The organism is uncultured Rhodococcus sp., from assembly GCF_963525155.1.
Classification (GTDB): Bacteria; Actinomycetota; Actinomycetes; order Mycobacteriales; family Mycobacteriaceae; genus Rhodococcus_F; species Rhodococcus_F qingshengii.
On the sequence record NZ_CAURKP010000017.1, the window covers coordinates 16,153 to 30,264 of the forward strand.

Genomic DNA, 14,112 nt, shown 5'->3' on the forward strand with positions numbered 1-14,112 from the left:
CACGTGACCTAGGTCATCGAATCAATCAGTTGGAGACCCGTTCGTGGCGATACGGCGAAACGGACATAAAACGTTCCCGACAATGCACACCGAGAACTTTCTTGACATTGACGCAACGTCAACTTGCATGCTGAATGAGCACAACCGATCCGAGAGTAGGAACTCCACGTGAGCGAATGGTCCATCCAAGAACTCGCCAAATCCGCAGGTACCACCAGCAGAACGCTGCGTCACTACGGCGATTTGGGACTCCTGGAACCGAGTCGCATCGGCGCCAACGGCTACCGCTTCTACGACGAAGACGCCCTGGTGCGACTGCAACGCATCCTTCTACTTCGGGAACTCGGACTCGGATTGCCGGCCATCGCCGAAGTCCTCACCGGCGAACGCGATACGGCCGCCGCACTGCGTACGCACCTCGAACTCCTCGAGCAAGAGCGCACGCGGATCTCGAGACAGATCGAATCGGTCAACAGGACCTTGAACAAGACGAAGAATGGTGAATCACTCATGCCGGAAGATGTTTTCGACGGGTTCGACCACACCCGATACAAGGACGAGGTCATCGAGCGTTGGGGCAAGGACGCCTACACCAGCGGCGACAACTGGTGGCGGTCGATGTCGGAGCAGGACCGTAAAGCTCATCTGCAAGCTCAAGCCGACATCGCAGCGGCATTCGGAAAAGCACTGACAGCGGGGCTGTCCGCGGAAAGTGACGACGTCCAGACGATTACCCGAAGACAGTTCGAGTGGATAAAGATCGGTTGGCAGGGAAGGACTCCCAGCGCCGACGCCTTCACCGGGCTCGGCCAGATGTACGTCGACGATCCCCGCTTCACTGCAAACTACGACAAGTACGGAGAAGGCACCGCTTCGCTGGTCCGTGACGCGATGAAGGTCTACGCCGAGCGCAATCTGCACTGACGCCGATCAGTCCTGCCCACTGCCGAGGAGGTTGTGTCGGTGCGCTGAGGCGACAGCCTCTTCCCGGGAATGCGCACCGAGTTTGCGATACAAGGCTCGGAGGTGACTCTTCAGCGTGTTGTTGGATACGAACAACCGCCGCGCGATCTCACCGATCGGAATGCCGAGACCCAGTTCCACGAGAACGTCCATCTCCCGTTTCGTCAATTGGACCCGAACGATGGTCGCCGGATACATCTGCGCCGCTTCGGATTCGAGAAAGGTCGCGACGGCACTGCTCGAGCCCTCGGCCCGATCTTCGAGTTGCCTGATCAGATCACGCGGTATCGTCGCCAGGGCCGACAGGACACCGGAGGTTTCGAGCAGTCCGCGAGCTTCCTCCCATGTACTCGCGGCAGCGGGGATCCTGCCCAGTTCACACAGAGCAGCGCATTCGATCAGCAGGGATTCGAGCCGAAACCTCGTGAGATACTGCCCGCTCCAGTCGATTTCGCGGCACAATTCCAATGCCTGGGACGGCGACCCGGTCAGGAGATGCGCCCGCGCCACGGAGACCGTGACAACTGCAAACGTATGTGGCGCAGCGACTGATTCTTCCAGCGCCTTGGTACCCTCCCCGGACGCCAACAGAAGATCGATACGTGCCGCGGTGAGAAGCGCGTCACCGAGCGATCGTTCACACGGATTCACGTGCCCGTGCGTTGCCACTGCGCGCTGGAGGGAAATCAGCCCCGAGAACGGGTCCGATTGCAGCAGTGCAAATCTGGTGTAAGTGTAGGCCGCGAACGCCCACAGGTCGCCCGGCGGTGTGACCTCGGCGAGTGCGTCCATCGCGGCAGCTCCGGCGTGCAGGTCCACGCTGTCGCACGCCACCAGTGCCCGCGCGATCGCTCCCCCCATGTGCGAGGGCGGTCCCAACCATCCCGAAACGTCCGGGTGTGTGCTTTCCAGGTGCAGCCAGTCCGTCGCGTGCGCGACGTCCCCGATCAGCGCGGAGTTGAGCGCGGCATTGCCTGCGGCGTGACGCAGGACGAACTCCGGACCATGTTGCACCGCACCTTGATAGGCGAGTCGCAATTCCACCGCGGCATCACCGAGGTCACCGGTCAATTGATGCGAGACCCCCCAGATCAGCCGCAGGGCGGGCAGTTGAGACCCCAACGCGCCCAACGACTCGTCGCCGAGTCCGTACACGACGTGCGCCAATTTGCGCGTGATCTCGGTAGAGCGTTGGTACTTACCGGATGTTCTCAGCACCACCGATTGGACAGTTCCGACGTTCAACAAGCTGTGCGCATGCGGACTACCACCTATCGCACGCAATTCCGCCGGTTCCGTCGGTAATGAATCGCCGTTGATCAACTGCGGCCGCAGACGTGATTCGAGCAGGTCACGACCCACCAGAATCGAAGGGTTCGAACTGAGTACGTCACCGGGTATGGATTGCAACGCAGTCCGGACCAATCCGGTGTGATCGACCAGAAGATCAGCCCAGTGGCGCTCGAGTATGTCGAGCACCCTGGTCCACTTGCGTCCGTCCAAGGCGTAGTGAACGGCACCGGCTATATCCGAAGTCCCGAGAGCGTGATCGACGAGTACCTGGAAGGGATCTTCGAATCCATCCCCTTGTTCGGCCCGTATCTGTATGAATGCCAGTCGAACTGACGGCGCGAAGTACCAGGACGGTTCTCCCTCGAAACCATTCCGGAAGATCAGACCGAAAGACTCGAGCAAGTCCAGTTTGCCCTCCACGTCAAGATCGTCGGACAGGACACGAGCGATCTCTGGTGTCACCGTGCGGGCAGCGGCGATCGTAGTCGCGAAGTCGAACAACTCGAGCGACTTGCCCGACCGAGGAGCGGTCCGACTGACGTACGCGTGGATCGCCTGGTCCACTCGCTGCTGAACGCGTTCGCGTCCACGGCTCGGTTCACTCAGCCCCGCAACCGCACTCAGAGCAACCTTCATCAGCACGGGAACGCCGGCGACGCGTTCACAGATCGAATGGACGATGCCCGAGGGAAGGTGAATCCCTGCCTCCGCGAACAGAACGGTGGACTCGTCGAGCGTGTATCTGAGGTCGTTCGCGCACAGGTACTCGTCCACGCGGACGTCTTCGAGCAAGTCCGTCGCAGACCGATCCTGCAGCGTGACGATTACTTTCAATCCGGGAAGCCGCACGATCAGATCCACGATTCGGCGTCCCACCTCGTCACCCTCAACCAGGTCGATGCGGTTGAACACCAACACGAATGGTGCGGGCGACGAGTCGAGGAGTGATTCGATCGCGCCCACTGGATCCTCGCGCATTCGTGGCGGGGCCTCGAGTGATTCCAGGGAATCCTGAATTACTGCGAGCGCGGTGTTCCAGTACTCGAGGGGGGTCATCCGATGCGATGGCGCCGGCACCCAGACTACCGGTCTGCTCGGCACCTGCCCGAGAGTCGTGAGCCACAACGCGGCGAGTTCCGTCTTGCCGAACCCAAGCGGCGAATCGATGACAGTCAATCCCGCCGAGCGTTCCATCAATCCGAGGAGGCGGGGACGAATCGCCGTGGCTCCACGCCCGGCAAGCCGCCTTTGCAGCGTGCCCCTTCCTCGAGGATTTCGCTTTGCTCGAGATAGCTGCGATCGATTCGAAGTGGACGTCATGATGGCCGACAAACGAGCAGTCGATCCCCGCCGAACTCGAGATTTCGTTCGAGCATCGAACTCCCAACCTGTCCACCCATAACGAACAACATAGACAGCTTCGCCGCGACACGCGAGCACTGGCCGTCTCACAAATACGCCCGATTTGTCTCATTATGTGGGCTCGGTCACTATTGACGTCTATTTGCGGGAGAGTGACTGCGACCTGCGGGATCTGACATATCATGCCCGCGTGTCGATGAATTCCGCCCGCATCCGCGTGTCGACCCGATCGGTCGATCCTGCGGACGCCGACGACTTCTGGCGCAGTGCCACACGTCCGTTCTTCGTCACCGACCGAATTGACCCTGACACATCTCTCGAAGGCTCGATCACAGCGCTTTCCATCGGAACCTCGTTGATCGGTCAAACTACCTTCAATGCACAGAAGTACACCCGAAACAATCGGCTGATCGCCGAGAGCGGACTCGACGATGAATACATGGTCCAGGTCGTCCTCGACGGGCAGTTGAGCGGCAACGCCGACGGAGTCGATTTCGTCGCACGTCCAGGCGATGTCACATTCTTCGACCTCGGGCGTACCTGGACCGCCGACGCGGAGGCGGAATCGACAGGGCGCACCATCACGCTCCTCGCACCGCGTTCCCTCGTCGAGGCCGAGTCGAAGGGTCGTTCTCTACACGGGACGGTACTGCGCGGAGTTCCTGCCGTCGTGCTCGCTCAGTGCATGCAATCGGTCGTACTCGCGCTACCGCATCTCGATCCCGATGCTGCGGCCGGCTACGAGGACGTCGTCGCTTCCCTCCTTCGTGTCAGTTTGGGTATCGCCGAACCTGATCTGTCGCCGCGGCCCGATCACTCTCTCCGCGATCGTGCGTACGCCTACATCGCCGAGCATCTCTCGGAGACCTGGCTCGGCCCGACGAGCATGTGCGCAGCATTGTCCGTCTCCCGGGCACAGCTCTATCGCGCATTCGCATCCGACGGCGGAATAGCTCTTGTCATTCGGCGGAAGCGTCTCGAACTCGTCTACCGCGAATTGACCAGAACCGAGATGCCGAACGAAACGATCGAAGCGTTGGCCCTGCGATGCGGCTTCACCTCGAAATCCCAGTTGGCGCGAGCGTTCAAGGACTTCTACGGGATGACCCCGAGCCAAGCCCGAACCGACGGCAGACGCACGATCGGGGACCCGTCGATCGCACGCCTGCGCCGCCGACTCGAGTTCTTCAGCCCCTGAATCCGAGATACTCCACAGCCTCGGGAGCGTGCCTGTGTTCTAGTTGATCCATGAGCTGGGTCGACAAGGAACTGAGTCTGGCTGCGCTCACAGGTGCGGTCACAGGTGTCGCCGTGATGATCCCGATAGTCGGCGATGGAGCCTGGTCCTGGGTAGGACTGTTCATACCCGCCTTCATCGGAGCGCTGGCAGGGCTGATTGTCGGCTCGAGCGCTGTTGCAGGCGGGCGCTGCGCCCTGAGAACAAGCCATACATGGCCGGCGCGCACAGTCTGCTGCTGGAAGCATCGGTTCGCTGCGTGCTCTGCCTTGGCGGTGACATTGCTGGTAATCGGAGTGTCCATGGCGGCTGTCGTCGCTACTGGTGACCCGGTGCGAGATGCCGGAGGATTCCCGATGTCCTTGATCGTACTGGCGGTCATCGCCGCAGTTACGTACGTGTTCTCCTACCTGCTCGCCCCCGCCCAGGCCTCCCAGACCTCGTAAGAACCTCTGCTTCATCACGATTCGTCCTCCGAATCGCGGTGGAGATCAATAATTCCACGACGGGCAACGAGCTCAGATCACTTCAGCTGGAAATGAACCGGAGAACAAACTGCTCGATGCCTTCCGATATGACCTTGGTCAGCGCGGTGAAGTCGTTCGACCAGCGTTGAATATCCAAGCTGCTCATCACTTTCCTCCGTTCTTCGTCCCGCTGCCCGTGACGCACAACGTATGCGGGACATTGGGGCGCACTGGAACTATCTGCGAGAACGCGGTTTCCGTTACCAATTGACCGATCGAACAGCGACGCAGGTTCATTCGAACCTGATATTGCAACTTCGCCGAACGGTTGCAACAACGCCGAGCAGAGTTCGAGCGAAAAGCACTATCCACCAGAAGTATTAGCTCGAAAGAACTACGATTAACTCGATTCCTGGACGCACCACACCAGACGCGCCGACTTGCGAAAAGGGCGAGCTGGCAGGCAACAACCGGGACAAAGCCATACGACGATCATGCACGAAATACGGCCACGCCGCTCGAGGAATAATTCGAAGTCTTCCAAGGGATCGGCTCTGCTCACTCACTTCGCTGATTTCGCCTGGCGACGATGGCGAAGTTCAAAGGTATCCGCGGAGAGTGGCTCGGCAGAGTCCATCCGTTGGCGCATGGAACGAGTTCGGGGAAGGCCGGCCAGTCCATATAGGGAAGTTCCGAAACTGATTCGATATGAAGACCCGCATCCAGCAAGGAACCAATGACCTCGCCTAGGTCGTGGCGCCATTCGTGGTTGGCGGTGTGCGCTATCTGCCCATCGGAGGTCCCGGTGTAAGTCGCCGAGTCTTCGTACGATCGCATGCCGCCCCCGGAGAGGTAGTCGTCGGTGATCATCCACGGCTCGAACGCCATTGCGCCGAGGATCGGATGATCGTCTCGGATCTGAAACACCCCACCAGGCTCGAGGAGGTCGTGGATCGACTGAGCCCAAGCGGTGAGTTCCGGCAACCAGACGATTGTTCCGGCACTGGTGACGATCGCGTCGAAACGTCGGTCGATCAGCGTCGAGGCGAATCGCGCATCACCTTCCACCCAGGTGATCTCGCGGTTGTCTGCCTTTGCGATACGAGCAGCGTGGTGCAGAGAGTTGGGTGACAGATCAAGCCCGTGCACGTCGATCGCACCAAGACGCGCCCAGGAGATCGTGTCGATCCCGATGTGGCACTGCAAATGCAGGAGCGAGTGACCTTGCACTCCTGACTGTGGCAGATGCGGGGCCAGAATCGACAAGTCGTTCTGCACAACTGTGGAAATGGTCGCTCTGTTGGCGAGAAACCCGCCGACGTCATACATTTCGGAGCGCACATGCACATCGGCGCGATCGTCCCAATTTGCCTTGTTTCCGGCGATGGCTTCGGCCTCGTGCTTCGCTGCTGCCCCGTGCATGACTACCCCTCCGAGATCGGCCTGAACTGCCTTTCTAACACGTCTGTAGTCGTGTTCGCCGTCGTGTCTTCGAGGACACTTTCGTCTACCGGATCAGAAGGTAACTTCTTCGACCGGTTTCTCCTCGTGGCTCGCCGCGCCGAAGACGGCCACGGCGACGGCACCCGCGATTGCCCCGACGAAGCCGACGACGGCAAGCCATTCCAGGCCAGGTCTCGACGCGTCGCCGAGCACCACGACGCCGACGATTCCCGGAACCACCGTCTCGCCGACAACCAGAGCCGCTGTCGCTCCGTTGACGGATCCCAGTTGCAGCGCCACCGTGTGCAGATAGAAACCGCCCAGGCCCGAGACGAGGATCGCCCAGCCGGCCGGATCGCGGAGCATCGTGCCGATTTCGAACGGATCGATTCCGTAGACCACGCGTACGGCAATGGCCAGACAGCCGAACAGCACACCCGAGATCAACCCGGCGACTACTGCTGCGCGTGAGCCCAACCATCGGATCAAACCTATGCCGATCAGCAAGATCAACGCCGAGCCCACGAGGACACCCCAGTGGACGACGTCGTTGGAACTCCCACCGCCCGCGTGACCTGACGACAATCCGAGCAGCAGGAGCGATCCGATCACAGCGGCGATCGCGAACCAGTCGCGACGATGCAACTGGATGCCGAGGACCACGGTCCCCAGTACTGCCGTGATGACGAGATTGGCACTGACCACTGTCTGCGACAAGAACAGTGGAATGAGCCGCGCGGAGATGGCACTACCGGCGAATCCGACCGCATCGAGCACGGTGCCCAGGATGAACGACGCCGTCAGCGCGGCCGCGAACGTCGAACGCAAGGTCGGGCCACCCGACGCCGTCACGTGTCCGGCCTCGCCACGCTGCTCGGCGGCAGCTGCCGACTTGCGCGCGCCGTAGGCTTGCAGCACGGATGCAACGCCGTACCCGACGCATGCCACGATCGCGGCAATCAGTCCGATCAGCATCGAAATTCCACACGAAGTTCCTGGGCAATGGTCATGGAGATAGACCCTGCCCTATTTCCCCAGGCCTGACATCACCCTCAGGTATTCGAACAAGTGCTACCCGAGAAGTACACCGACCGACCCTGACCGGTACCTGGGGACACCCCGACCCCTAGTGGAATTGCTTGAGAGCCCTGATCTTGTTCATGACGTCGAGCGCCGCCACCTTGTACGCCTCGGACAGTGTCGGATAGTTGAAGACGGCGTCGACAAGGTATTCGACGGTCCCGCCGCACCCCATCACCGCTTGGCCGATATGCACGAGATCCGTTGCACCCGAGCCGAAGATATGAACACCGAGCAGTTTCAGGTCATCCGTCGACACCAGGATCTTGAGCATCCCGTAGGTGTCGCCTGCGATCTGCCCGCGCGCGAGTTCGCGGTACCGGGAAACCCCGACCTCGTACGGCACCGATTCCTTGGTCAAATCGACCTCGGTGGCGCCCACGTACGACACCTCGGGAATCGAGTAGATGCCGATCGGCTGCAGATCCATCAGCTTCGCGCCTGGTTCGTCGAAGGCATGATAGGCCGCGAGTCGACCTTGATCCATCGACGTCGCCGCCAACGCCGGGAATCCGATGACGTCACCGACGGCGTAGATGTGTTCGACCTTGGTGCGGAAATTGTCGTCGACGTAGATACGGCCACGTTCGTCGGCTTCGAGCCCGGCGTTCTCCAGCGCGAGTGGCGCCGTGAGGCCTTGCCGTCCAGCCGAGTACATCACGGTCTCGGCGGGAATCTGCTTGCCGCTGCGCAGCGTCGTAAGCGTTCCGTTCGCTCCGACGTCGACGGCCGTCACTTCTTCACCGAATCGGAAAGTGACCGCCAGATCGCGTAGATGGAATCGAAGCGATTCGATGACCTCGGGGTCGCAGAAGTCCAGCATCGACGTCCTCTTCTCGACGACGGTGACCTTGGTGCCGAGTGCCGCGAACATCGATGCGTACTCGATACCGATCACTCCCGCGCCCACGACGACCATGGTGGTCGGGATGGAGGTCAGATCGAGGATTCCGTCGGAGTCGAGCACCCGGTGACTGTCGAAGGACACCCCCGCCGGGCGAGCAGGCAACGTTCCGGTCGCGATCACGACGAACCTCGCCGTGATCGTCATCTTGTCTCCGCGCGAGGCGTCCTCGACGAGGATGGTGTGCTCGTCGACGAACGAGCCGACCCCTACCAACAATTCGACGCGGTTGCGCAGGAGCTGAGATCGAACGACTTCGATTTCTTTGGTGATGACATGCTGGGTTCGCGCCAGCAGGTCGGCCGGAGTGATGTTCTCCTTGACGCGGTAACTCGCGCCGTACAGTTCGCGTTGGTTCATCCCGGTGAGGTAGAGAACCGCCTCACGCAACGTCTTCGACGGAATGGTGCCGGTGTTGACGCACACTCCCCCGAGCATGTTGCCTTTCTCGACCATCGCTACCCGTTTACCCAGCTTGGCCGCCGCGATGGCAGCCTTCTGCCCACCAGGGCCGGAGCCGATCACAACCAGGTCGTATTCCATCGGATCAGTCATCGCTTACAAATACCGTCTGCATACGACCGGCAGATGCCGAGCATGTCAATACTCGGTGAACAATCCGCGCGCCGAAACGACACGACGGCAGTACACGAACCCTGTTGCAATTAAAAGAGATACAGCCGAATCCATACGAAACTTGCTACACATAAACATATTCCGACGTTCGCATGCGCACATGCTTCGTCGCCGGCGGAATTCACAACGGTCTGTTGAAATTTGTTTCACCACAGAGTGATTGATCGATCAACTGACAGGTGACCAGGGCCGTAAACCGGATGTCCAGTATTCGAATTGTCCGAAATAACGAGCGGAATGTTCCTCGTCACATCCCGCACCGAAGCAGTTGCGCGGAGCCTCGGGCCGCGTTCTACTTGCCTTGACTAATCATCTGTCACTCTCGGTTACAAACATCCGCCCCCTTCACGATCCCCACCTTTCGCCATCTCGAGAGATCAGGTTTCCCAATGGAATTCACGGAACTTGCCGACTATCCCCTACCTCCAGGGACCGTCACCGAGTGGACTCCCGCCGCGGTGAATCCGCCCGAGCTGTGGCCTGTCGACCAGCGTCCCGCCAGCTACATACACGAGGCACACTTGAAACATGCCGAGCAGGCGAAACGGCAGGTGCACCATCAGACCGACGTGTGCACTCCGTCGTGGCTGGGTACCTCGTTTCGCATCCACGACCGACTCGACCGAAGAATCTGGGCGGCCGCTCTCGATCACTGGATCGATCGCCACGAAGTGCTCCGAACACACGTCGCCGTGGAGGGCGAAACGATAGTCCGACGCACCGCGGCGTCTGGAGACGTCCGGATTCTGGGCACCGAGGTCGGACACCTTGCGTCCTCGATGTCTGTCTTCACGCATCTGCAGCAACTGCTCGACCGATCGACCGATCCACTTGTCTGGCCTGCGTATCAGTTCGCGACGATCGAAGGCCCCAACCACTTCACCGTGGTTTTTGCCGCTGATCATGCTCTGCTGGACGGATATTCGGTGGCGTTGACCGCGCACGAACTGCAGACGATCTACCGATCGTTGAGCGAGGGAAGCCCTCCCTCGCCGCCGGAGACCGGAAGCTACATCGACTTCGGCACCAAGGAACGAGATCTCGTGGGACACGCGGACCGCTCTCACCCGGCAGTGCAGACGTGGCGCGAGTTCTACGCGCAGGGCGAGGCTCCGTACTTTCCAGCGCTACCCGAACCGGTCACCGGACGCCGAGTCCCTCAGCAGAGCCTGTCCGCCTGGCTTCTGAGCGCCCGGGGAGCCGAACGCCTGGCAGAAGCGAGCAAGCGCAGCAACCAAGGATTCCTGGCCGCGATACTCGCGTGCGCGGCCAAGGTGACCGGCGATCTCACCGGTGCAGACGAATTCCGCGTCGTCGTGCCGCAACACACCCGTTCGGAGCTTCGATGGGCCGCGTCGCTGGGATGGTTCATCGGTGTTGTGCCGGTGAGGATTCCGATTGCCCCCGCCGCAACCCTGAGCGATCTGGCCAAGGTTGCCGGCACGGAGATACGGCGCGTCCGCCCCGCCGCGGCACTGCCGTATTCGAAAGTGTGCGAGCTGATCGACTCCCCGCAGCACCTGCCGTTCGTGCTCTCGTACATGGACGTTCGTCACGTTCCTGGTGCCGAGCAATGGACGAGCTGGCAGACCAGGGGCCTTCGTAGTCGAGATCATTCGGGAACCGACGTCTACATCTGGCTCACGCGGACTCCCGAAGGGCTCAATCTGGCCATACGCCACCCGGGCAACGCGCGCACGAGCCGCCACATCCATCAGTTCGCGGGACTCCTACGCCGCGAAATGGAGGACTTTGCCTTCTCGACCGACACTTTCGCACCTCCGACCAAAACCGCTGCACCGATCGAGGAGAACTCTCATGGAAATGACACCCATCGATCTCTGGGCACCGAAAGCCGGGACGCTCACCGAGTTCAGGCCTACTGAACAATCCCTGGCGGCGGCATCCGGGGCTCCGCGGAGCGACCAACCGCTCTCGTTCCTACAGGAAGGACACATTCGTACCGCCGATCACAAGCGCGCACAAGGCGTCGACTGGTCACCGTGGATCGGATTCACGTTCACTCTGCCCGGTGATCTCGATCGGGAGGCACTGCGTCGGGCGGTCCAGGCGTTTGTCCTGCGGCACAACACACTGCACAGTTGGTTCGAGGTGAGATCATCCGAAGATCCCGACGGTAGCGGGGTCATCGACCGTCACGTGGTGGATGCGTCGACGATCGAACTCACGCCGCACAGCGTCGGTTCTCTGAACACGACAGATGCGGTTCGCGAGCATGTGAGCCGAAGTTTCGCCGGCGATACCAGCCCATTGCAATGGCCCTCGTTCATCAGTGGCGTCGTCGAGCACGGCGCCGGCTTCACCGTCTACTACGGCGTCGATCACTCGCACACCGACGGCCTGTCGTTGATGCTGGGCGTCGAAGAACTTCGTGCGCTGTACATCGCCGAAAGCGCCGGCATCGACGCTCAACTTCCCTCTCCCGGCAGCTACGTCGAGTACAGCGGCGAGGAACGGACATCCGCGGGGAACCTCGACCTGGCCGCAGCGCCTGTGCAGCAGTGGATTTCGATTCTCGCCGCCAACGCCGGCCAACTCCCGACGTTCCCCCTCGACCTCGGCGTCGCGCGGGACGAACAGACCCGGTCGACCCGCACACACATCGACGTTCTCGACAGCGACGAGTCAGCCGCGTTCGCAGCGCTGTGCAAGTCCAATGGCGTCGGCTTCTCCACGGGGATCTTCGCAGCCCTCGCCCTCACCGAGATCGAAGTTGCGGATCGAGCGAACTACTTCGCGCTCAACGCAGTCGGCACTCGCTCCGATCCGAGATACCTCTATTCCCAAGGCTGGTTCATCAATCTCGTCCCGGTCTCGTTCACGCTGAGCGGTGTCACGAACTTTACCGATGCACTCCCCCTTGCCCACGCTGCTCGCGCTGCGGTGAAGGGACTCGCGGACGTGTCCATTCACTCGGTGATCGCCCAGGTGTCGAAGTTGACCGGATCCGACATCGGTGGAACCTCGGTCCCGCCGATGGTGTCGTACATCGACATGCGCCTGATTCCAGGTGCCGAGCACCATGACGAACTCGAAGCGCGGGCACTGGGTGGGCCAGGAACGACGGGTGATCTGTCGATGTGGATCAACCGGAAGGAAGACCGTACGTACGTGATGGTCAGTTTTCCGGACACCGAGCAGGCGCACACATCGGTGAATCGGTACCTACGACACCTTCGCAACGTCCTGAGAACGGTCGCTGATACCGGCGACTACCGTGTCGTGCGTCAGGCGGATGCACGTCAGGAAGTGGAGACCGCCTGATGCACATCACGTTTCTCGACAGGTTCGAGGCACGGCCGGGCCGCATTCTGCAGTGGACGCCGAGCGAAATCTCCACCGGAACGACGTATCCGGTTCCCCCGACCTCCAATCAGCAGCTGCATCTTGCCGGCAGCCGCGGCGATACGACTTGGCTCGCTGCTACTTTCGACGTTCCCGGTCCCATCGACACGGACGCACTCAAGGCCAGCTTCGAGGAATGGACGTCCCGTCACGACGCCCTGTCGTGCTCGTTCTCCCAGGCCGAAGAATCGGGTGAATCCTCGGCACTGTTCGTCGACGTCGCCGACGTCGGCGATCTGCGCCTGCGTGAGGAAACAGTGGCTGACGCGCGAACACCGGAGCAGGTGCGAGAACTCTTGGGCGAGCGCTTGGATCGATGGTGCAATCCTTTCGCGTTTCCCGCGTACTTTCTCGGTGCCATCACCCGCGAGGACCAGTCGACAGTGGTCTGCGGGTTCGACCATGCCATCTGCGACGGCTGGTCCATGAGCATCGCAATTACCGAGATCAGCACTCTGTATCGCGAATACACGCGGGCGGACCGTGATCCGATCGCGTCTGATCTCCTTCCGGAGCCCGGGAGTTTCCTCAACTACTGCTTCCGGGAATCGGCAACCGCGGATCCAGAGCCCGGCGACCACCGGATTGCGGGTTGGCGGTCCTTCCTCCGAGCATGCGGGGGTGACACTCCCCATTTTCCCGTAGATCTGGGACTGCCCGCCGGGGCGATGTCGCCCCAGGGCACAGACACCCGAATGCTCCTCGACGCCGACGAAGCAGAGCTGTTCGACCAGAACTGCGCCGATCATCGGCACTCGTCGTTCGGTGCAATTCTTGCGTCGATCGGTTTGGCCACAACACAATTGACCGGCAAGAGGGACACGCACCTACTGTTCCCTGTTCACACGCGTCGGGAACCGCGACACAACCACACCTTCGGATGGCTGGTAGCCAATGCGCCCATCACCGTGACGAGCATGGACAATCTTCACAGCACTGCCCGGGCAGTCAATCTCGCTTTCCACGAGTCACTTTCACTGTCGTCCGTGTCGTCGAGGCAGGTGTTGCGGAGCTTGGGGCCCGAGGTTTCGCCCACTCGCAGAGACATCTTCTCGGTGTCCTACGCCGACTACCGAACCATGCCCGGTGGATCTCGCCCCCGTAAATCAAAGTCCAGCGAATCACAGCCTGCGCCGATCAATCCGCAGCAACTCAGTCGCGTCTCGAACGCCGACGACGTTCAGTTCTGGTTCTCACGAACTCACGACGGATTGGCAGTGCGGACCAGGTTTCCTGCGCCCGCTGCCCGGACAGTGCACACCTTCCTCTCGCATGTCTCCGAGATCCTGTCGACGCCGTAGACGAACGGCCGCCTATCCGTAGATCTATTTGACACTTCTTTGTTGTGCACAACTTAACTG

At 61.0% G+C, this 14,112-nt stretch carries 10 protein-coding genes; 6 read left to right on the forward strand and 4 right to left on the reverse strand.

Features of this window, described 5'->3' with window-relative positions:
• The first annotated feature begins 168 nt into the window (after window positions 1-168).
• Window positions 169-924 (forward strand): MerR family transcriptional regulator, encoded by a 756-nt coding sequence (locus RWT78_RS06355; protein WP_030535291.1) that lies wholly within the window; start codon window positions 169-171, stop codon window positions 922-924.
• Window positions 925-930: 6 nt separating this feature from the next.
• Here RWT78_RS06355 and RWT78_RS06360 read toward each other — a convergent pair whose 3' ends face one another.
• Window positions 931-3,450 (reverse strand): LuxR C-terminal-related transcriptional regulator, encoded by a 2,520-nt coding sequence (locus tag RWT78_RS06360; RefSeq protein WP_064443817.1) that lies wholly within the window; start codon window positions 3,448-3,450, stop codon window positions 931-933.
• Between the two features lie 364 nt (window positions 3,451-3,814).
• Between RWT78_RS06360 and RWT78_RS06365 the strand changes: the two genes are divergently transcribed.
• Together RWT78_RS06365 and RWT78_RS06370 are read left to right on the forward strand one after the other, a co-directional pair.
• Entirely contained in the window at window positions 3,815-4,816 is a 1,002-nt protein-coding gene (locus RWT78_RS06365; RefSeq protein WP_218960020.1) for a helix-turn-helix domain-containing protein, read from the forward strand.
• 50 nt (window positions 4,817-4,866) lie between these two features.
• Complete coding sequence (locus tag RWT78_RS06370; protein ID WP_314674741.1) at window positions 4,867-5,301, forward strand: hypothetical protein; 435 nt, start codon at window positions 4,867-4,869, stop codon at window positions 5,299-5,301.
• 579 nt (window positions 5,302-5,880) lie between these two features.
• On the opposite strand, the gene RWT78_RS06375 is transcribed toward RWT78_RS06370, so the two are convergent.
• The 3 genes from RWT78_RS06375 to sthA form a co-directional block, all read right to left on the reverse strand.
• Window positions 5,881-6,744: a bifunctional 2-polyprenyl-6-hydroxyphenol methylase/3-demethylubiquinol 3-O-methyltransferase UbiG gene (locus RWT78_RS06375; RefSeq protein WP_054825522.1), complete on the reverse strand. Its 864-nt coding sequence runs from the start codon at window positions 6,742-6,744 to the stop codon at window positions 5,881-5,883.
• A 93-nt stretch (window positions 6,745-6,837) separates the two neighbouring features.
• On the reverse strand, window positions 6,838-7,740 hold the full coding sequence (locus RWT78_RS06380; RefSeq protein ID WP_054188915.1) for a hypothetical protein: 903 nt from the start codon (window positions 7,738-7,740) through the stop codon (window positions 6,838-6,840).
• A 151-nt stretch (window positions 7,741-7,891) separates the two neighbouring features.
• The gene (gene sthA, locus RWT78_RS06385) at window positions 7,892-9,304 is read right to left on the reverse strand and encodes a Si-specific NAD(P)(+) transhydrogenase (RefSeq protein ID WP_151098153.1); all 1,413 of its coding nucleotides are present in this window, start codon (window positions 9,302-9,304) and stop codon (window positions 7,892-7,894) included.
• 470 nt (window positions 9,305-9,774) lie between these two features.
• Between sthA and RWT78_RS06390 the strand changes: the two genes are divergently transcribed.
• From RWT78_RS06390 to RWT78_RS06400, 3 genes are read left to right on the forward strand one after another with little or no spacing between them, the layout of a single operon-like run.
• A complete protein-coding gene (locus tag RWT78_RS06390) occupies window positions 9,775-11,271 on the forward strand; it encodes a condensation domain-containing protein (protein WP_193594991.1) in 1,497 nt (498 codons plus the stop codon).
• Window positions 11,204-12,670 (forward strand): condensation domain-containing protein, encoded by a 1,467-nt coding sequence (locus RWT78_RS06395; protein WP_314674750.1) that lies wholly within the window; start codon window positions 11,204-11,206, stop codon window positions 12,668-12,670. Before RWT78_RS06390 ends, RWT78_RS06395 begins: the two co-directional genes overlap by 68 nt.
• Complete coding sequence (locus RWT78_RS06400; protein ID WP_003940563.1) at window positions 12,670-14,052, forward strand: condensation domain-containing protein; 1,383 nt, start codon at window positions 12,670-12,672, stop codon at window positions 14,050-14,052. The genes RWT78_RS06395 and RWT78_RS06400 overlap by 1 nt, the downstream gene beginning before the upstream one ends.
• Window positions 14,053-14,112 lie beyond the last annotated feature (60 nt).